Origin of the sequence: Streptomyces sp. NPDC006372 (genome assembly GCF_040612515.1) — a bacterium.
Classification (GTDB): Bacteria; Actinomycetota; Actinomycetes; order Streptomycetales; family Streptomycetaceae; genus Streptomyces.
Genome location: NZ_JBEXQJ010000004.1, coordinates 88,615 through 106,989 on the forward strand (window position 1 = coordinate 88,615; position 18,375 = coordinate 106,989).

An 18,375-nucleotide genomic window follows, 5' to 3' on the forward strand; every position below is an offset into this window, starting at 1 on the left:
GACACCCCGACCGAAGGGAGCACCAAGCATGTCCGTCGACGGGCCCGCCTCGTCCCGCCGGGCCTTCCTGGCCGCCGCGCTCCTGGCCCCCCTGGCCGGCTGCGGTACGGCCGACCCGGACACCGGCCCGGCAGGCAGCACCGGCACCACCGCCCGGCCCACCACACCACGGCCGAGCCGCACCCCCGCCCCGCCGGTCCACCGCCTCCGCCTGGCTGATCTGGAGCGCGAGTACGGCGCCCGCGTCGGCGTCCACGCCCTGGCCACCGCGACCGGCGTCACGGCGGTCCACCGTGCCGACGAACGCTTCGCGTTCTGCTCGACCTTCAAGGCCCTGGCCGCGGCGGCGGTCCTGCACCACCGCTCCCTCGACGGCCTCGACCGACGCGTCACCTACACCCGGGCCGACCTCAGATCCACCGCACCGATCACCTCCAAACACCTCACGACCGGGATGACCCTCCGGCAACTCTGCGACGCCGCCGTCCGCTACAGCGACGGCACGGCGGGCAACCTCCTGATGCGCGACCTCGGCGGCCCGTCGAAGCTCACCGCGTATCTGCGCGAACTCGGCGACACCGTCAGCCGCATGGACCACTACGAACCCGAACTGCACGACGTACCACCGGACGACCCCCGCGACACCACCACTCCCCGGGCGATCGCCGCCGACTTCCGCCGAGTGGTCCTGGGCACCGCCCTGCCCGCCGGCGAACGCGCCCTGCTGGCGGACCTGCTCGCACGCAATGCCACCGCCGTCGGCACCCGGCGTATCCGGGCCGGGCTCCCCAAGGGCTGGAAAGTGGCCGACAAGACCGGAACGGGCAACTACGGCAGGGCCAACGACATCGCGATCATCCACCCGCCGCGCGGCGAACCCCTCGTCCTGGCCGTCATGACCGACCGGCCCGGCTACGACGCAGAACCCTCGGACGCCCTGATCGCCGAAGCCACCGCCCGGACCATCACCGCCCTGGGACTCCGGCAGTCCCCTCGCCGGGGTCTATAACGGGGGCATGATCTATCACGTCGTACCGCGTACCGTCTGGAACACCGCCCCCGGTCAGGCGTACGCGCCCGCCTCCCTCGCCGAGGAGGGCTTCGTGCACTGCTCCCCGGACGAGCCGGCCACCCTCGCCGTCGTCAACGCCTTCTACCGGGACGCGCCCAGGCCCCTGCTGGTGCTCGCCCTCGACGAGGCGCGCCTGACCGCGAGGGTGGCATGGGAGGCGGCGGCCCCCGCCCCGCCGCCCGGGGTCTCCGGGGACGTCCTGTTCCCGCACGTGTTCGGCCCCCTCGACCGGGACGCCGTCGACCACGTCCTCGAGGTGCGGTGGGACGAGGAGGGCCGGGCGACGGGACTGAGTGGCACGACAGACTGAGCAGTACGACAAGATGACCGGGTGAGTGATCAGGAACCTGCCAACACCCCCCGGCCCCCGGCCCCTTCCATCGCCCCGGACGGTGCGTTGCGCCCGATCCGCGGCGCGGCCCGCTGCGCGATCGCGGCTCTCGCCCTCGCCGGAGTCGCCTGGGCGGCGCGGGCGGTCTGGCACATCCGGCTCGCCGGCGCGGGCCGTCCGGCCTCCGGACTGCCGGACCAGGGAAACGGCGTCCACCGCCCCCTGACCGCCCTGGAGGACGCCTACCACTCGGTCAGTTCCGCGGGCGACGCCGTCACGGTGATCTGCGCGGTCGCGTTCCTCCTCTGGCTGGACCGCGCCCGGGACAACGCCCGTGTCCTCTCGGGCACGAAGCCGCGATACGGCTACCCCTGGCTCTTCCTGGGCTGGATCGTGCCGGTCATGAATCTGTGGGTGCCCCGGGGCATGGTCGCGGACGTCCACGGCTCGGTCTTCCCCGACCGGAAGCTGCCGTTCGTCGTGAACTGCTGGTGGGGCCTGTGGCTGGCCGGTCTGGCCGGTGGAGTGGGCCTGATCTACGCCGACTCCACGGACGAGGTCATCGCCCGCGCCTACAGCGGCGTCCTGCCCCTGCTCGCCGCCGACCTGATGATCGTGGCCGCGGCCGCGACCGCCGCCCTCATGGTCCGCACGCTCACCACGGCACAGCGACAGCGCATGGACGAGGCCGCCCGTCCCACCTCCTGACCGAGGCACCACCGACGGCCCCGCGACCGGGGCCGGACGGCCGCGACGCCAGAAGGCCCTAGCGGCCCTTCGGCCGGTACACCGACACCACGAACGAGGCGGTGACCCGCACGGGTGCCGGCAACTCCCCGACGCGACGGCGCAGTTCCGCCGGACAGACGTGGTGCGCGGCCGGGCTCATGGTCACCAGGCCGGTGACGTCCTCCGGCGTGAGGCTCATGGCGTACTCCAGCGGCTCGGTGTGTGCGGGGCGGAAGTGCGCCGCCAGGGTGCGGCTCAGGCGTTCCTCCTTCCTTGGGTCGACGGCCAGCAGGCCTAGGGACGGCCGGAGTTCACCCAGGTGCCGGTCCGTGGGCGTGACCACGAGCAGGGCTCCGTGCGGCCCAAGGACGCGGTGGAACTCCGGCCCGTTGCGGGGTGCGAAGACGTTCAGCACGAGGTCGGCGCAGCCGGTGCGGACCGGCCACGGCTGCCAGACGTCCCAGCCGACGGCCTCCCCGCGGGCGTGGGCGCGGGCCGCGGCGCGCAGCGCGGGGGCGGAACTGTCGAGCCCCAGGCCCATGGCCCCGGGCAGGGCGTCCAGGACCGTCGCGAGGTAGTGGCCGGTGCCGGACCCGGCGTCCAGCACGGTCGCGTCGGGCGGGGCCAGTTCCGCGGCGAGCCCCGCGAGGGCGCGGGCGAGCGGGTCGTAGTGTCCGGCGCGCAGGAACGCGGCGCGGCTGCGGACCATGTCGGCGGAGTCGGCGCTCGCGGCACGCCGCCGGCCGGTCAGCAGGCTGACGTAGCCGTGGCGGGCGATGTCGAAGCTGTGCCGGTCGGCGCACCGCAGGGCACCGTCGGCGGGTGCCAGGCCGGACGGGCACAGGGGGCAGGTCAGGACGGTCAGAAGCCGGTCGGACGGCAGGCGTCGGTCAGGACGCGAAGGCATGGTTGCTCCTCGACGACGGGGATCGGCGCGGCGCGACGACATGACGAAGCGTGAAGCCGCGGGCCCCGTGCGGGCGGTGGACGGTGAGCCGTCGGGGCCCGCCGGCGGCGGGCACACCGAGGACGGCGACGTGAGGTCCGACTCACGTCGCCGTCCTCACCGCCGCGTCAGAGGAAGCAGTGCGGAAGACCGGTGCATGCCAATGCCATACGGCCAGGCTACCGGCTGCCCCCGAACGTCACGACGAGCCGTCCGTCCGAGGCGAAGGACCAGCGCAGGGCACCGGCGTAGGAGGAGCAGCGGGAGCCGTTCGAGCCGGACCAGAACTGGTTCGAGCTGTCGGAGTCCCCGATGATCCGGTCGTTCGATCCGCTGTCGCAGGAGGTGTTGGAGCGGAACACCGACTTGCTGCCGGAGTCGAAGTTGAAGTTGCGCTGCTCGTTGCCGATGCTCACGTTGTCCGAAATCTGCATCGAGCCGGTGTTGCTGTTGTAGGTGAAGCCGTGCTTGCCGTTCTGGTAGGCGATGCTGCGCCGGACGACGTGGTTGACGCCGATGTCGTCGCCGCCGAGCTTGTAGCCGTTGCGGTCGCCGTTGCCGGCCTGGGAGCCGTCGCTGAGGGTGCCGTTGCCGTAGGCGAGGGAGTCCTCGATGGTCACCGGGCCGATGGGGCCGGTGTCCGGCTTGGTGTAGAGGTCGTAGCCGTCGTCGATGTTGTTGTGGGACACGGTGTAGCGGAAGACGTTCCCGGGGCCGACGGTGAGCTTCGGGGCGAAACCGTCGGCGTCCTCGCCGTCGGAGTCGACGTTGTCGTGCGACTCCGCGCTCAGGATGAGGTTGTTCGAGGGCCACTGGTCCTTGGGCGTGCTGGAGAGGGCCCGCGAGAGCTGGAGTCCGGAGTCGCGGTTGAAGCGGGTCACCGTGCGCTCGATGACGTTGTTGCTGCCGCTGAGGAAGATGCCGTTGTCACCGGCCCGTTGTACGACGAGGCCCTTGACGTGCCAGGAGGACGCGTTCACGGCGAGGCCGCGGTTGGCCGGGTCCTCGGTCTGGGCGGAGAAGTCGAGCACGGGCGTCTCGCCGGGGTAGGCGAACAGTTCCGTGCGGTCGCCCGCGGTGCCGTTCCTCCCTGCCGGGATGGTGACGGTCTGGGAGTAGCGGTAGGTGCCGCCGCGCAGGTAGATCGTCCCGCCGGCGGAGACCCGGCTGATCGCGGAGGTGAGCGTCGTCGGGCTGGACTCGGTACCGGCCGCGCTGTCGGTGCCGTTCGGCGACACGTAGAGCGCCGGGCCGGTGGGCTGCGGCTCGCCGCCGCTCGTCTCGGCGTCGAGGTGGTCGACGTTGGGCAGGCCGCCGGAGCCGGTCGGGCTGAGCCGGACGGTGTTGCTGCCGGACCGTAACGGCACGCTGAGCGTCTTGGTCGCCCAGGTGTTCCACGCGCCGGTGCTCTCGAAGGACACCGAGGCGGCCGTCGAGCCGTTCACCACGATGTTCGCGGGCCGTGCGGCGGTCGTGCCGTTGGCGAAGCGGACCTTCAGCGTCGCCGTGCCGGCGGCGGACGCGGTCACGGTGAACTGCGCGTAGCCACCGGTCCCGTTGTCGCCGTTGCAGAACCCGCTGCCGGAGTATCCGGCCCAGTCCGAGTCGATGCTGCCGGCACAGACCGCCGGGGACACCTCGGCCTCGTACCGGGTGGAGGCCGCCTGGGCCGGGCCGCCGGACAGCGCGACGAGGCTGCCGGCCAGCAGGCCGACGGACGCGATCACTGGTCTCAGGTGCATCGTTCGTCTCCAAGGGTGGTGACGTTGGATGTTCGGGTGTATGAACCAGTCACGTGACTGCGGGTCGGCCCCGGCCGGGAGCAAGCGCTTTCTGTGGGCAACGTAGAAGCCTGCCGTGAACGCGTCAAGACTCGATACGTGAATCAGATTCATGGACCTGACCAAGGTGTCGATCTCCGTACCCATACATCAATCTGGTACATGACCTACTCTTGGTACATGCCGATGAAGCGCACCAACGTCTACGCGGACCCCGAGGACCTGGCGATCATCAAAGCGGCCGCCGAGCGGAGGGGCGTCAGCGAGGCCGAGATCATCCGTCAGGGGATCCACCTCGCGGCCATGGCCAACCGCGTCTGGGACGAACCGCTGTTCTCGCGCACGTTCGAGGGGCCGGGGCGTACGCCGTCGAAGGACGAGGTGCGAGACACCGTCGCCGACGCGGTCGGTGGCGAGTCGGGAGCAGGCAACGCCGCGTGATCATCGTCATCGCCGATACGTCCGGGCTCCTGGCCGCCCTGGACTCGACCCACCCGGAGCACGGCGCGGCCAACGAGGCGATCATGGCAGCGGGGCTCCTGGTCATGTCACCACTGCTGCTGGCGGAACTCGATCACGTCGCCACTCGCGAGCTGGGGCGAACGGCCGCGATGAGCGCGGTCGACGACATCCGCCGATGGATGGGGCACGGCCGGGTCGTCGTCCCGGAGATCACGGAGAACCACCTGGCCGCGGCGCAGTCGACCCGCAAGCGCCACGGCGCGCTGAACCTCGATCTCGCCGACGCGGTGAACGTGGCGCTGGCCGCCGACTACGACACCGACGCGATCCTCACTCTCGACCGGCGGGACTTCAGGGCCGTACGTCCTCTGGGTCGGCACAAGGCGTTCCGCGTGCTGCCGGACGATCTTCCGCTTTGACCGTGACCGACGGGCCCGCGTAGCTCTCCGGCGACCTGGCGACCGGCCGCCGGCGGAACCGGTACGCCCAGCTGTTCACGTGGGTCACCGGCAACGCGGCCACCGGCAACGCGGGTCACCGGTTGCTGGGCGTCGCCCTCAGGTCCGGGGACGGCCGGGTCGCGGACGGCACCGGGCGCACCGGCGTCGGGATGGCCGACGGCCGGCGAGGTGAGGTCGGTGTGGCGTCGGACGCCCGGTCGGTGGGGGCGTCGGACGCGCGGTCGGCCGGGGCTTCGGATGTCGGCCCGGTCGAGGTGCCGGACGTGGGGCCGGTCGGAGTGCCGGACGCGGGGCCCGAGGGGGACGGGGACGCGGGCGGTGAGGGGGTGGTGTCCCGGGACGGTGGGGCCATCGGGATCGTCGGGGAGCCGGGGGGCTCCGGGGACGTGAGACGCAGGGGGAGGGCGAGCAGGACGGCTGTGGCGCAGAGCAGGCCGGCTCCGGCCGCGGTGCGCAGGAGGCGGCGGCGGGTCGCCCTGCGGCGGATCGTCTCGTAGTGGCCGGAGGGTGCGCTCAGGTGGTCCGGGGAGGAGGGGCGCAGGATCACGGCGAGCGGGTCGTCGGGGCCGAACTCCGGGCCGTCGTCGTCAAGGCGTGTGGTCAAGGCTTCTCCTCAGGTGGACGCGGAGCAGTTCCCGGGCCGCGTGCAGGTCGGCCTTGACGGTTCCTTCCTTGCGCCCGGTCAGCGCGGACACCTCCCGGATCGGCATGTCAGCGTAGTAGTGCAGGAGGATCGGGACGCGGAGTCGTTCGGGGAGCGACTGGACGAGCAGGCGCACCGACGGGTCGGCCTGCTCGGGGTGGGGGCGCACGGCCGCTTCCGAGGTGACGCGGTGCATGGCCCGGCGCTCGCGTTCCAGTTTGCGCCAGTGGTCCCGTACGAGGTTGGCCGCGGTGACGTAGAGGAAGCCCCGGGGCTCCTCCACGGACGTCCAGCGCGCCCAGAGCCGGGTGAACGCCTCCGAGGCGATCTCGTGCGCCGTCTCGTCGTCGTCGACGAGCCGGCGGCACCAGCCGGCGAGGCGCGGGTAGAGGGCGGCGAACAGCTCGGACGCGGCCTTCTCGCGGGACCGTTTCAACGCTCTCCAGAGGTGGGGGACTCGGCGCCGCTCAGCACGGCGAAGACGATCACGTTGTCCGCGTATCCGTCGCCGGTACGCGCTCCGCCGCACGTGATCAGCCGCAGCTCCGGGCGGTCCACGTTCCCGTAGACGTCGTCCACCGGGAAGTGCGACTTGGGCACCGTCCGTACGGCCGTGACGGTGAACTCCGCGGCCGTGCCGTTCTCCAGGCGCGCCACGATCACCTCGCCCCGCCGCAGCCGGGCGAGGTGACGGAAGACACCGTCCCCGTACGGGCCGACCGTGACGTGGCCGAGGATCACCGACGGGCCGGTCCGGCCGGGTGTCGGCGAGTGCCGGTACCAGCCCGCCCGGTCGTGCGCCGTGACCGGCGGCACCTGCACCGTGCCGTCGGGGGCCAGGCCCAGCCGGATGACCGGGGTGTCGACGCCGATGGCCGGGATCAGCAGCCGGACCGGAGCCGAACGGGCCAGGGCACGCGCCCCCTTGGCCGGGACCGGCCGGGGCTTCGGCTGTCGTTCGGCTGTCTCGTGGCTCCCGCACGCCGTCAGCGCGGACGCCAGTGCCGCGGTCGTGAACGCGCGCCTGGAGAACGGAGTCATGCCCCGGTCGCCCGGCGGCGGCGCACGACGAGGAACGTCCCGCCGCCCACGGCGAGCACCGCGGCGGCGCCCGCGCCGACCGCCGTGCCGCCGCCCGCGGAGGACGAGGCCGCCGCCGTCACACCGGTGTCGGGCGCGCCGCTCGGCACGACGGAGACCTGGTCCCTGGCGTCCTCGGCCGGCACGCGGGTCGGTTCGGCGCTCGGGGCGCGGCGGTCGGTGGCCGGCGGGCGGGTCGGTTCGGCACTGGCCGTCGGCTCGGCGCTGCGGTCCGGGTGGGTGGTGGGCGCGGCCGACGGGACCGGGCTCGGGGTCGTCGCCCCGCTCGCGAACGCGGGCCCGGTGCCCAGCAGTACGGCGGTGCCCGCGAGGGCCAGGGCGCTCAGGACGGTTCGGCGCATGGAATCGCTCTCCTTCGTCGGTCCCGCCCGGTGGTCGGCGGGGTGGGTGACGGGTCGTGCGGAGAGACGAGCCGGCCGTGCGACGGGTTGTAAAGAGATGGCAAAGTCCGGCCGCCGCCCGTGGCAGGGGCGACTCCGTGCCGCACGCTCGATCCCGGCATCCCGGTGCGTGAACGGCGGAATTCCCCGTACAGGGACGACGAAGGTTCTCATACGGGGACGACGAAGGTTCTCATACGGGGACGGCGAAGGTCCTCATGCTCGAACGGCGAAGAAAGGACGGCCCGTTGGCCCCCTCACCCGTCTTCCCCACCGTCCCCCGCACCGCCGATGTCGTGATCATCGGTGGTGGCGTGATGGGCACCAGCATCGCCTTCCACCTCGCCGAGGCCGGGGTGCGGGACATCGTCGTCGTGGAACGCGGGGAGCTGGGCCGCGGCAGCTCGGGCAAACCGATCGGCGGTGTACGGGCGCACTTCTCCGACCCGCTCAACATCGAGCTGGGCCACCGGAGTCTGCGCGCCTTCCGCGACTTCCCGGACCGCCCCGGCGCCGACATCAGGCTCGACACCGTCGGCTACCTCTTCCTGCTGACCACCGAGCGGCAGGCCGCGGACTTCGAGGCCGGGGTCCGGCTGCAGAACTCCCTCGGCGTCCCCAGCCGCATGACCGATCCGGAGGAGGCCCGCCGCCTGTGCCCGTACGTCAGCACCGAGGGGCTGGTGGCCGCCGCCCACTCGCCCGACGACGGCCACGCCCGGCCCGGACTGGTCGTCCAGGGCTACGCGCGGGCGGCGGCACGGGCCGGGGTCGTCCTCGCGACCCACACCACCGTCACCGGCCTCGACACCGCGGGCGACCGTGTGACGGCCGTCCACACCGACCGCGGACGTATCGACTGCGCCACGGTCGTCTGCGCCACCGGCGCCTGGTCGGCACGGATCGGCGAGATGGCCGGCGTCCCCCTCCCGGTGCGGCCGGTGCGCCGCCAGCTGGCCTTCACCGTCCCGCTCGCACCACCCGCCCCGCGCATCCCCTTCACCATCGACTTCTCGTCCTCGGCGTACTTCCACAACAGCGACGACGGCCTGCTGTTCGGCCTGGCCGACCCCGCCGAACCGGACGGCTTCGACACCACCTGGACACCGGAGTGGCTGGAGCTGTTCCGCACGGCCGTACGCCGCCGTGCCCCCGCCCTCGCGGACCTGGGCACGGCGGGCGGCTGGGCCGGGCTCTACGAGGTCACGCCCGACCACAACGCGCTGATCGGCCGCTCCGGCGAGGTCGTGAACTTCCTCTACGCCACCGGGTTCTCGGGCCACGGCTTCCTCCAGGCCCCGGCGGTCGGCGAGGTCGTCCGCGACCTGTACCTGGACCGCACGCCCTGCGTCGACATCGGCCCGCTCAGCGCCGACCGCTTCCGGGCCGGCGCGGAGGTCCGGCCCGAGTCGCACGTCGTGTGAGGGGCGGAACAGCCGGCGTCCCTGGGTAAACCCCCGCCCCCTGCCGGATCAGCTCGGCTTCAGAACGACCGCCTGGCCGCCCGCCGGGGCCATGGCCACGTCGAGGGTGTCGTCGCGGGTGACGGTCCGGCTGCTGACCACGACGGGGGTCTGGTACGGGCTCGCGCCCGGGGTGCCGTCGGCGTAGACCGTCGCCGTGTACGTGCCGCGGCCGAGGAAGGCCAGGGGCAGGGACAGCGTCCTCGACGACTCGTTCGTCATCGCGCCCAGGTACCAGGTGGAGCCGTCGCGGCGGGCGACGGCGACGTACTCGCCGATCGATCCGGCCAGGGTGCGGCTCTCGTCCCAGGTCGTGGGGACGGCGTTGAACCAGGGCAGGCCGGGCCAGTTGGCGGGGTTGTTGTACTTGGACGGCTTGTCGTACCAGAAGAGGAAGTTCAGGGGCTGGTAGTAGACCGCCGCCATCGCCATCTGGTGGGCGTTGGTCGTCCTGTCGCGGGACTGGCCGTAGCAGATGGTGTAGTCCATCGGGCCGCCGATGTTGCGGGCGAACGGCAGCGTCACGTTGTGCGTGGCGGTCGGGAACTGCTCGTTGCCGCGCACGCCCTCCAGACTGATCCAGTTCGGGTGGGTGCGCTCGTAGCCGAACGGCCGGACGTCGTCGTGCATGTCGATGAGCAGCTCGTACTTCGCGGCCGTCCTCGCCCAGTCGATGATCTGGTTCGTCATCGTCCGCGTGCCGTCGTTGATGAAGCCGAGCTTGATGCCCTGGACGCCCCAGCTCTTGTACAGCCCGAAGAGGGAGTCGGCGTCGGTCAGCGCGAGCCGGTTGACGTAGAGGAAGACGCCGATGCCCTTGCCCGTGGCGTACGAGATGACCGACGGCAGGTCGATGGCGGGGATCGGTGCGGTGGCGTCCGGGGTGCTGAACTCCGGGCCGTACCAGCCGGCGTCGTACTCGATGTACTGGAGCCCCCGGGCCACGGCGAAGTCGACGCCCGCCAGTCCGGCCGCGGTGGTGAGCTCGCAGCGGAAGACCTTGCCGGGCTTGATCCACGAGGTGTCGGGGAGGGCGTTCTCCGGGGCCAGGTTGAGCACCAGCTCGGCGTTGTCGACGAGTTCGGCGTGGGTGGTGCCGATGACGACGGCGCGCCAGGGCGTGGCGAAGGGGGTGGTGACGGTCGTGGCCGTCTCGACCGGGCCGGTGCCGCGGGCGGTGTGCTCCATCAGGAAGGCGGAGAGCGCGCCGGCCGCTCCGGCGGCCGAACCGAGCATCAGCCGGGGGTAGTCCACCCGGGCGGACTCGCAGACGCAGGCGATGAGCCCGTCCCCGAGCGTGGCGGTCAGGGGCAGGTCGGTCAGGGGGCCGTTGTCGGTGGTGGGGGTGCCGGTGACCGGTATGGAGTCCGGGGCCACGGGCTCGTAGGCGTTCTCGTCGCGGGCGCTGTAGACGGTCGTGCCGTGCGGGAAGACGAACGTCGTCAGCTCGTCGGCGATGGTGGCGGTGCCCTGGTCGCCTCGGCCGAGGAGCAGGTAGCGCAGGGCGACGCCGGTCCGGTAGGCGCGGACCTGGACGCCGAAGCGGATGCCGGAGGCGCGGTCCCGCAGGTCCCAGCGCTGCTCCTGGTACTGGTCGGTGACGGTCGCGTTGCGCCCGTAGACCGGGGTCCAGGTGGAGCGGTGCGTGCGGTGCCGGCTCCGGACCACCTGGGCGTCGTTGCCGAGGACGGTGCCGTCGCCCAGCCGGATGCCGAGGGCCGAGGTGCCGATCACGGTCCTGCCGCCCCGCCGGGCGGACCAGCGGAGCTCTCCGTCGACCAGGGCCAGGGTGACGGAAGTGCCGCCCATGCGGGCGGTGACGCTCTGCCGCCGGCGGCCCGTGGCGTGGGCGGGGTGCGTGGTGGCGATGCCCGCCGCGGCCAGCCCGGCGCCGACGGTCGCGCCCTTGAGCACCACCCTGCGGGACGTCCGCCCCACGGTCGGCTCTTCCCGTTCTCCCGAAGCTCTCATGGTGAGGGACCTTCCCTTGCGGTAATAGGGTAGTAACCGTTTTCTGCGGGTGGCGAGTGCAGTTGTACGCGCCGCCGCGAGGCGGGGTCAAGAGGCCGGAGCCGCTCGAACACGGGAACACCCCGGGCACCAGGCCTGTGCGGCCCGGCAGCCGGGGTGCCGTGGTGCGGTCGGTCAGCGCAGGGCGCCGATACGGTCGAGCCGGTCGTCGACGCCGTGGCGGAGCTCGCCGAGGGTCGTGCCGGGCGGGGCCGTCTTCGGCATGGAGGACGGCGGCTGGGTCTCGTCGGCGCAGGTCGTGCCGCGCGCCGGGACCTTCAGGTCGACGAGGTAGCTCGTGACGGCGTCCGTCGCGCAGACGCTGCGCCCGAACGCGGTGTGCCCCTCGGCCCTGAAGGTGAGCAGCCGGCCGTTGTCCAGCTGCCGGGACAGCGCCACCGCGTCCTGGTACGGGGTGTCCGGGTCGCCGGTGGTGCCGAGGACCAGGATCGGCGCGGAGCCCTTGGCGCGGAAGGAACCGTCGTAGCGGCTGACCTTCTCGGCGGGCCACTGGGCGCAGGCGGTGGCGTGCTGGTGGTCGTAGAGCGGCGGGCCGTAGGCGAGGGCCGGTCCGAGCAGCGGCGTGGACTTGGCGAAGGAGGTCACCTTCCGCTTCAGCAGGGCCGGGTCCCGCGGGTAGTCCTTGTCGACGCACTCGACGACCACGTTCGGATTGAGGAAGTCGTAGCTGGCGGCGGACGGCGGCCGGAGCAGGAACGAGGTGTTGTCGCGCTGCTGGGCCTTGCGCAGCGCCTCGCCGAGGGAGGGCCAGATGACCTTGCCCGCGTTGATGTTGAACAGGAGGCGGTAGACGAGGGTGTAGCCGTTCGCCTGACCGCCGTTCGCCGTCGGTACGGGGTTGGCGTCCAGGTCGGCCTTGAGCTTCTGGAACGCGCCCCGGGGGTCGCCGTCGCCGAACCCGCACGTGGCCTGGTCCGCCGCGCACCAGTCGAGGAACCGGCTCATCGCGCCGTCCAGGGCCAGGTACTGGGGCCGGTCGTAGGCGTAGGGCCGGTTCGCGTAGTGCTCCGGGTCGTACGCGCCGTCGAGCACCAGGGCACGCACCCGGTCGGGGAACAGGGCGGCGTAGACGGTGCCTATGAAGCTGCCGAACGAGCGCCCGTAGTAAGTGAGTTGGTTCTCGCCGAGGGCCTGGCGCAGCAGGTCGATGTCGCGGGCGACGTACTCGGTGCCCACGTACGGCAGCAGGTCGCCCGCGTTGTCCTGGCAGGCCTGGTCGAACGCGGCGGCCTGGCGCACGGCGGGCTCGTAGGCGTCCGGGCCGGGGACGCCCTTCGCGGCGGTGACGGCCTGGGTGTACGTCTGGTCGTTCCAGCACTCGACCTGCGAACTGCGCCCGACGCCGCGGACGTCGTACCCGAAGACGTCGAAGGAGTCACGCACGGACGCCGGCAGGTCGGCGTAGTTGCCGCGCACGAAGTCCACGCCGGAGTTGCCGGGACCGCCGGGCTGGAGGAAGAGGGTGCCCTTCTTCTTGGCCTGGTCCGGGGCCTTCCGGCGGATCACCGCGAGGGTGAGGGTCCTGCCCTGCGGATCGCGGTAGTCCAGGGGCACTTGGGCGTCGGCGCACTCGAATCCGCCCTGGCAGTCGGACCAGGAGAGGGACGGTACGGCGGGCTGCTCCGTCCTCGTGTCCGGCTGGGCGGCCATCGCCTGGGCGGCGGTGCCGGCGAGGGCCAGGGCGAGGGTGGCGGTGAGGGCGGTCTTCAGACGAGGGAGACGTCTGCGGACGCGGGTGCCGGACCGGCCTGGTCTGTGCTCGGGTGTGGTCACTGTGTGGATTCCCCTCGGGCGCGTGCGCCGCGGCGCGTTGCCGATGCGGTCGAGTGGTTGAAGTTTCCAGCTCACTTGGGAAGGAAGAGGGGAGGGAGCGACCTTGTGGTTGCATCTCGACGCGATCTCTCCCTTACCCGGCGGTAGTTGCCGTGGCGTTCACCGGGAAGGCCCGCTGCCCAAGTCCTCCTCGAACCCCGGTTGTTGACACGGCCGGTCGATTAGGGTCGCAGAATGAGCAGACAGATACAGCAGCCGACGTTCGTACTGGTCCACGGCGCCTTCGCCAACTCCTTCTCCATGGCGCCGCTCCAGGCGGAACTCGGCCTCCTCGGGCACCGTTCGGTCGCCGTCGACCTGCCGGGGCACGGCTTCGCGGCGACGTACACCCGCGCCTACCAGGCGCCGCAGGACGCCGAGGGGCTCGCGACCGCTCCCGGCTCGATCAAGGGCGTCACGCTCGCCGACAACGCCGCGCACCTGATCGGTGTCCTGGAGCGGGCCAAGCGGAACGGCCCCGTGATCCTCGTCGCCCACAGCCGCGGCGGCGCCACCGTCACGGCGGCGGCCAACGCGCGGCCCGACCTGATCGACCGGATCGTCTACGTAGCTGCCTGGTGCCCGGTCGACCTCGATATCGGCGCCTACTACGCCGAGCCGGAGATGGCCACCGTCGACGCCGCGTCCCTGGGCCTGGCCATGGCCGGCAACCCGGCGGAACTCGGCCTGCTCCGCATGAACTTCCGCACCGCCGACCCGAACGCCCTCGCGGCGCTCAAGGACGCCTTCCTGGCCGACGGCACCGACGAGGAGTTCCTGACCTTCCTCAACACCTTCCAGCCCGACGAGAACCTGGACGTCGGCACCTCCGCCGACCGCGCCCAGGCCGCGACCTGGGGCCGCATCCCGAGGACCTTCGTCCGGCTGTCCGACGACGCGAGCATGCCCCTCGCCATGCAGGACCGGCTGATCCGCGAGGGCGACGAGCTGACCCCGGACAATCCGTACGACGTCCGCACGCTGGCCGGCAGCCACCTGAAGTGGCTGGTCGATCCGGCACCGGCGGCCCGGGAGCTGGGGGAGCTCGCCGCGCTCCTGTAGGCAGGGCGAGGGGCAGACACCACGAGCAAGGGAGGACGTCTCACATGGCCGGGCTCCATCCCGCCGGCATCGAGCCGTACGAGCACGGCATGCTCGACGTCGGCGACGGCAACCACGTGTACTGGGAGACGTGCGGGAATCCCGCCGGCAAGCCCGCCCTCGTCCTGCACGGTGGGCCGGGATCCGGCGCGGGCTCGTTCTGGCGCCGGCTCTTCGACCCCACCGCGTACCGCATCGTGCTGTTCGACCAGCGGGGATGCGGCCGGAGCACACCGGACGCCGCCGATCCGGAGACCTCGCTCGCGGCCAACACCACACAGCACCTGATCGCCGACACCGAACTGCTGCGGCGGCACCTCGGCATCGAGGCATGGCTGGTCCTCGGGGGCTCGTGGGGCGTGACCCTCGCGCTCGCCTACGCCGAACAGCACCCCGGGCGCGTGTCGGAGCTGGTGCTCTTCAGCGTCACCAACACCACGCGCCGCGAGGTGGAGTGGGTCACCCGGGACATGGGGCGGATCTTCCCCGAGGAGTGGGCCCGGTTCCGGGACGCCGTCCCCGAGGCGGACCGCGACGGCAGCCTGGCCGACGCGTACGCGCGGATGCTCGCCGACCCCGACCCGGCCGTACGGGAGCGGGCCGCACGGGAGTGGTGCCGGTGGGAGGACGTGCACGTGTCCACCCACCCCGGACACGAGCCCGATCCCCGTTACGAGGACCCGCGCTTCCGTATGCGCTTCGCCCGCCTCGTCACGCACTACTGGCGGCATGCCGGATTCCTGGAGGACGGGGCGCTGCTGCGGGACGCCGGGAAGCTCGCCGGCATCCCCGGCGTGATGATCCACGGGCGTCTGGACATCAGCGGGCCCCCGGACGTGGCCTGGCGGCTGGCACAGGTGTGGCCGGACGCGGAGCTCGTGCTGATCGGCGCGGAGGGGCACGGGCTGTCGGGGGACGCCACCACGGAGGCGGTGCTGAGGGCGACGGACCGGTTCCGGACCCGTCCTGTCACGTGACGCGCTCGACGAGGAACGGCCTCGGCTTCTCCGGCGACTCGATGTGCCAGGGGCCCGACAGGTCGCCGTCGGCGGTGAGACCGTAACGAGGGAGTGTTTCCCAGTCGGGGTCCGTGCGGCCGCGCAGGTACGCGAGGTGGGGGAGCGCGCCGTCGTATCCCGCGTCGATCGCCGCCCGGTGGAGTCGGTCGGCGTCGGCCGACAGGCCCTCTTCGGCGTACATGCAGGCGAGTTCGCACAGAGCCTCCACCTGCCCGGCGCAGGCGGCGGCGCGGGCGTGGTCCTCCGCGGCGTCGTGATCGCCGGCCTGGTGCTTCAGACGGACCAGCTCCCGCAGGGCCTGCGTCTGCCCCTGGTCGGCCGCGTGCTGGTAGAGCCGCTCCGCGTCCGCCCTCCTGCCGTCCGACTCCCAGAGCCAGGCGAGTTGCAGCAGCACCTTGCCGCCTCCGGCTGTGGCGAGGAATTCGGCTCCCTCGCTGTCGCCGGTCTTCTCCCGGCGCAGGACGAACTCGTTGAGCACCCGGCTGTCCCCGGCTCCGGCCGCCTGGAGGACCAGGGCTTCGGCACCGTGCTTGTCCCCGGCCTTCTCCCGTAACCGCGCGAGCAGCACGAGCGCGCCCGAATTGCCCGCACGGTAGGCGGTCTGAGCCAGGCGCTCGGCGCCCTGGCGGTCGCTGGAGTTCTCGCGCAGCCACGACAGTTCGAGCAGGGCGAAGGTGCTGCCCCCGTCGGCGGCGCTGCACGCCATCCGCTCGGCCTCCTCGCGGGCCCCCTCCTCCTCCTTCAGCAGAGCGAGGTGGGCCAGCGCGTCCGTGCTGCCCCGCTCGGCGGCCCTGCGGTAGAGCCGCAGCGCGGCCTGCCGGTCGCCGGCCTTCTCCCGCAGCCGGGCGAGCTCGGTCAGGGCGAACATGCTGCCCCGGTCCACGGCCGAGCGCAGGAACCGCTCCGCCTCCTCGTTGTCGCCCCACCTCCGCATCAACCGGGCGAGTTCGGTTAGGGCGAAGATGCTGCCCGAGCCGGCGGCGAGGTCGAGCGCCCGCGCCGCGCCCTCTCGGTCCCCGGCCTGCCGTCGCATCCCGGCCAGCCTGATGGCGGGACGCACCTTCCCGCGCCCGGCCGCCGCCAGCACCAGATGCTCCGCCGCCTCCCCGTCCCCCGCCTTCTCCCGCATGCCCGCCAGCTCGGACAGGGCGTACGTGCTGCCCGTCTGGTTCAGGGCCAGGAACGCGAGCGATTCCGCCCCCTCCCGGTCCCCCACCTCTTCCCGGGACCGGGCCAGCCCCGCGAACGTCCTGATCTTCCCTCTCGCGGCGGCGTTCCTCGTCAGCCGCTGCGCCCCCTCCTCGTCACCGGCCTCCTGCCGCAGTCGGGCCAGCCGGGTCAGCGCCGTGCTGTCGCCCTGGTTGGCGGCCTCGTGGGCCAGTTCCTCCGCCCGGCCGGGTTCGCCCTTGGTCTCACGCAGCCGTACGAGTTCCCAGCGCGCCAGACGATCGTCCCGCCACGCGGCTTCGTAGAGGTCCTTGGCGGTCGTCGTGTCTCCCACTCCCTCGGCGAGCCCGGCCAGTTCGGGCCGTACCTCGGTGTTCCCGGCCCGCAGGGCCCGCTCGTAGAGCGCCGCCGCGACCTTCCGGCGTCCCCTGCGCTGGGCGGCACGGGCCAGCGCGACGGTGTCGTCGGTGCCGAGGCTGTGCCGGACCGCCGCGTCCCAGAAGGAGGCCGGAGGGCACACGAGCCGGCGCTCCAGACGCCCGTGCTGTTCGAGGTAGTCCGCCAGCCGGTACGCCCCGCCCGCCTCGTCGCCGAGCGGAACCGGCGTCAGCGGTCCCGGTACGCCGTGGCACGGCATCGCGCAGTACGCGAGGGCCTTGTCCAGCCAGCCGCTGCCCTGCAGGACGAGCTCCCGGTCCTTCAGATAGCCCTCCGCGGCTTCGGTGAGGAGCTTGTGCGGCAGTACGGGGCCGTGGCCGAGCCTGCGGCAGTCCATGGCCGCGTGGACCAGGGCCTGTTCCGCCGGCGGGGCGCACTGGTAGCGCCGCATGAGTTCCGGGACGCCGGCGAGGAACTGCGTGATCTCCCCGTCGGCCGCCCCCGCCAGGGCGCTGGCCAGCCGCGGATCGTCGTGCGCCTTCCGGCGTGCCTGCCGCAGGTCGCTCTCCGAGAACGCCTTGGGCACCGCGATGCACCGGCCGAGATCGGTGAGGAGCTTGCGCTGCTGCTCGAAACGGTCGTCCGCGCCGGTGGCCGAGGGCGAGGTCAGTAGCTCCCAGAACCGAGGCCAGACGGTGGCCAGCACCAGGATCGGGCTCCGGCGCCGGTCGGTCAGCGCAGACCGCAGGCCGGCGGCGATCCCCTCGGCGGTCCTCGCGTCCGGGGAGAGGAGGTAGTGCTGCGCCTCGTTCAGCCAGATCACCGTCTGCGGGCCGACCTCCGCCAGGTGCACGAGTGCGGCGTCCGGGCGACTCGGATCGAACGGGTGCCACACGCGCCACCCCGGCGGCAGCCGGCGCAGCGCCTCCCAGCAGGCGCGGGTCTTCCCGGTCGAGGACTCACCGACCACCGTGACGAGCAGGCTCTCACCGCCGATCGCCCGGTCCACGAGGGCGCTCAGCTCCGTGTCGTGGTCCCGGCGCACGTAGGCGGGCAGACGGGGCAGCGGCCGCTCCCCCGGCACGCTGATCGCCCGGTGCACCTCCAGGGCGAACGGGTCGACGTCGGCCACGGGGACCCCCAGGGGCTCGGCGAAGTGCGCGGCGACCCACATGCGCCGTACCCGCTTCTCCACCTCGGCCGGATTCCGGTCCGTCTCGCGAGCGAGCAGGAGGGCCACGGAGACGACGTCCTCCTGGCTCGTGGGGAGTTCCCTGGACCCGATGATCCGGTGAACGGTCGCCTTCGACGGGCTGCCCGGGAACGAGTCGTCGTTCCCGATCTGGGCCGCCATCCGGTGCGTCGGCGGCGCCCCGGCCTCCACATAGAGCAGGTAGACGTAGTCCTTCAAGTCCCGCAGTGGGGCCGGCGTCACGCCCAGGGGCTGCGGAATCCGCCGCTGGCTCCCTTGCCGCGAACCACTCGTGTGACTGGTCAT

At 72.6% G+C, this 18,375-nt stretch carries 17 protein-coding genes; 8 read left to right on the forward strand and 9 right to left on the reverse strand.

All coding sequences use genetic code 11. From position 1 onward, the window contains the following. Positions 1-28 precede the first annotated feature (28 nt). From bla to ABZ016_RS09800, 3 genes are all read left to right on the forward strand, one after another. On the forward strand, positions 29-1,009 hold the full coding sequence (gene bla / locus ABZ016_RS09790) for a class A beta-lactamase (RefSeq protein WP_356916035.1): 981 nt from the start codon (positions 29-31) through the stop codon (positions 1,007-1,009). A 7-nt stretch (positions 1,010-1,016) separates the two neighbouring features. Further along, positions 1,017-1,382, forward strand: coding sequence for a DUF952 domain-containing protein (locus ABZ016_RS09795; RefSeq protein ID WP_356916036.1), 366 nt, complete (start codon positions 1,017-1,019; stop codon positions 1,380-1,382). A 69-nt stretch (positions 1,383-1,451) separates the two neighbouring features. After that, positions 1,452-2,111 (forward strand): DUF4328 domain-containing protein, encoded by a 660-nt coding sequence (locus ABZ016_RS09800; RefSeq protein WP_356916328.1) that lies wholly within the window; start codon positions 1,452-1,454, stop codon positions 2,109-2,111. Positions 2,112-2,169: 58 nt separating this feature from the next. Here ABZ016_RS09800 and ABZ016_RS09805 read toward each other — a convergent pair whose 3' ends face one another. Together ABZ016_RS09805 and ABZ016_RS09810 are read right to left on the reverse strand one after the other, a co-directional pair. After that, positions 2,170-3,039: a putative RNA methyltransferase gene (locus ABZ016_RS09805; RefSeq protein WP_356916037.1), complete on the reverse strand. Its 870-nt coding sequence runs from the start codon at positions 3,037-3,039 to the stop codon at positions 2,170-2,172. A gap of 218 nt (positions 3,040-3,257) precedes the next feature. Then, complete coding sequence (locus ABZ016_RS09810; RefSeq protein ID WP_356916038.1) at positions 3,258-4,820, reverse strand: carbohydrate-binding protein; 1,563 nt, start codon at positions 4,818-4,820, stop codon at positions 3,258-3,260. Positions 4,821-5,039: 219 nt separating this feature from the next. On the opposite strand from ABZ016_RS09810, the gene ABZ016_RS09815 reads away from it, so the two are divergent. Both ABZ016_RS09815 and ABZ016_RS09820 read left to right on the forward strand, forming a co-directional pair. Next, entirely contained in the window at positions 5,040-5,300 is a 261-nt protein-coding gene (locus tag ABZ016_RS09815; RefSeq protein ID WP_356916329.1) for a CopG family transcriptional regulator, read from the forward strand. Then, a complete protein-coding gene (locus ABZ016_RS09820) occupies positions 5,297-5,740 on the forward strand; it encodes a PIN domain-containing protein (protein WP_356916039.1) in 444 nt (147 codons plus the stop codon). Before ABZ016_RS09815 ends, ABZ016_RS09820 begins: the two co-directional genes overlap by 4 nt. A gap of 115 nt (positions 5,741-5,855) precedes the next feature. Here ABZ016_RS09820 and ABZ016_RS09825 read toward each other — a convergent pair whose 3' ends face one another. The 4 genes from ABZ016_RS09825 to ABZ016_RS09840 are packed head-to-tail and all read right to left on the reverse strand — an operon-like array spanning position 5,856 to position 7,867. Further along, positions 5,856-6,386, reverse strand: a complete 531-nt coding sequence (locus ABZ016_RS09825; RefSeq protein ID WP_356916040.1) for a hypothetical protein — start codon at positions 6,384-6,386, stop codon at positions 5,856-5,858. Then, the gene (locus ABZ016_RS09830) at positions 6,370-6,861 is read right to left on the reverse strand and encodes an RNA polymerase sigma factor (protein ID WP_356916041.1); all 492 of its coding nucleotides are present in this window, start codon (positions 6,859-6,861) and stop codon (positions 6,370-6,372) included. The genes ABZ016_RS09825 and ABZ016_RS09830 overlap by 17 nt, the downstream gene beginning before the upstream one ends. Next, entirely contained in the window at positions 6,858-7,466 is a 609-nt protein-coding gene (locus tag ABZ016_RS09835; RefSeq protein WP_356916042.1) for a class F sortase, read from the reverse strand. Before ABZ016_RS09835 ends, ABZ016_RS09830 begins: the two co-directional genes overlap by 4 nt. After that, positions 7,463-7,867 carry a sortase-dependent protein gene (locus ABZ016_RS09840; protein WP_356916043.1) on the reverse strand — a complete coding sequence of 135 codons (405 nt, stop codon included), beginning with the start codon at positions 7,865-7,867 and terminating at the stop codon, positions 7,463-7,465. The genes ABZ016_RS09835 and ABZ016_RS09840 overlap by 4 nt, the downstream gene beginning before the upstream one ends. 257 nt (positions 7,868-8,124) lie before the next feature. On the opposite strand from ABZ016_RS09840, the gene ABZ016_RS09845 reads away from it, so the two are divergent. Continuing rightward, on the forward strand, positions 8,125-9,330 hold the full coding sequence (locus ABZ016_RS09845; RefSeq protein WP_356916044.1) for an FAD-binding oxidoreductase: 1,206 nt from the start codon (positions 8,125-8,127) through the stop codon (positions 9,328-9,330). Between the two features lie 48 nt (positions 9,331-9,378). Here ABZ016_RS09845 and ABZ016_RS09850 read toward each other — a convergent pair whose 3' ends face one another. Together ABZ016_RS09850 and ABZ016_RS09855 are read right to left on the reverse strand one after the other, a co-directional pair. Further along, positions 9,379-11,340 (reverse strand): glycoside hydrolase family 97 catalytic domain-containing protein, encoded by a 1,962-nt coding sequence (locus ABZ016_RS09850; protein ID WP_356916045.1) that lies wholly within the window; start codon positions 11,338-11,340, stop codon positions 9,379-9,381. A gap of 174 nt (positions 11,341-11,514) precedes the next feature. After that, the gene (locus ABZ016_RS09855) at positions 11,515-13,050 is read right to left on the reverse strand and encodes an alpha/beta hydrolase (protein ID WP_356916330.1); all 1,536 of its coding nucleotides are present in this window, start codon (positions 13,048-13,050) and stop codon (positions 11,515-11,517) included. A gap of 357 nt (positions 13,051-13,407) precedes the next feature. On the opposite strand from ABZ016_RS09855, the gene ABZ016_RS09860 reads away from it, so the two are divergent. Continuing rightward, complete coding sequence (locus ABZ016_RS09860; RefSeq protein ID WP_356916046.1) at positions 13,408-14,274, forward strand: alpha/beta fold hydrolase; 867 nt, start codon at positions 13,408-13,410, stop codon at positions 14,272-14,274. Between the two features lie 44 nt (positions 14,275-14,318). After that, complete coding sequence (pip, locus tag ABZ016_RS09865; RefSeq protein ID WP_356916047.1) at positions 14,319-15,290, forward strand: prolyl aminopeptidase; 972 nt, start codon at positions 14,319-14,321, stop codon at positions 15,288-15,290. Here pip and ABZ016_RS09870 read toward each other — a convergent pair. Continuing rightward, positions 15,283-18,375, reverse strand: coding sequence for a hypothetical protein (locus tag ABZ016_RS09870; protein ID WP_356916048.1), 3,093 nt, complete (start codon positions 18,373-18,375; stop codon positions 15,283-15,285). The two genes, pip and ABZ016_RS09870, sit on opposite strands and share 8 nt — an antisense overlap.

Coding starts and splice junctions, on each gene's coding strand:
- ABZ016_RS09805 (WP_356916037.1), bottom strand. CDS start 3,039: ATGCCTTCGCGTCCTGACCGACGCCTGCCGTCCGACCGGCTTCTGACC.
- ABZ016_RS09855 (WP_356916330.1), bottom strand. CDS start 13,050: ATGGCCGCCCAGCCGGACACGAGGACGGAGCAGCCCGCCGTACCGTCC.
- ABZ016_RS09795 (WP_356916036.1), top strand. CDS start 1,017: ATGATCTATCACGTCGTACCGCGTACCGTCTGGAACACCGCCCCCGGT.
- ABZ016_RS09835 (WP_356916042.1), bottom strand. CDS start 7,466: ATGACTCCGTTCTCCAGGCGCGCGTTCACGACCGCGGCACTGGCGTCC.
- ABZ016_RS09840 (WP_356916043.1), bottom strand. CDS start 7,867: ATGCGCCGAACCGTCCTGAGCGCCCTGGCCCTCGCGGGCACCGCCGTA.
- ABZ016_RS09870 (WP_356916048.1), bottom strand. CDS start 18,375: ATGACCAGTCACACGAGTGGTTCGCGGCAAGGGAGCCAGCGGCGGATT.
- ABZ016_RS09850 (WP_356916045.1), bottom strand. CDS start 11,340: ATGAGAGCTTCGGGAGAACGGGAAGAGCCGACCGTGGGGCGGACGTCC.
- ABZ016_RS09815 (WP_356916329.1), top strand. CDS start 5,040: ATGCCGATGAAGCGCACCAACGTCTACGCGGACCCCGAGGACCTGGCG.
- ABZ016_RS09860 (WP_356916046.1), top strand. CDS start 13,408: ATGAGCAGACAGATACAGCAGCCGACGTTCGTACTGGTCCACGGCGCC.
- ABZ016_RS09810 (WP_356916038.1), bottom strand. CDS start 4,820: ATGCACCTGAGACCAGTGATCGCGTCCGTCGGCCTGCTGGCCGGCAGC.
- ABZ016_RS09845 (WP_356916044.1), top strand. CDS start 8,125: ATGCTCGAACGGCGAAGAAAGGACGGCCCGTTGGCCCCCTCACCCGTC.
- pip (WP_356916047.1), top strand. CDS start 14,319: ATGGCCGGGCTCCATCCCGCCGGCATCGAGCCGTACGAGCACGGCATG.
- bla (WP_356916035.1), top strand. CDS start 29: ATGTCCGTCGACGGGCCCGCCTCGTCCCGCCGGGCCTTCCTGGCCGCC.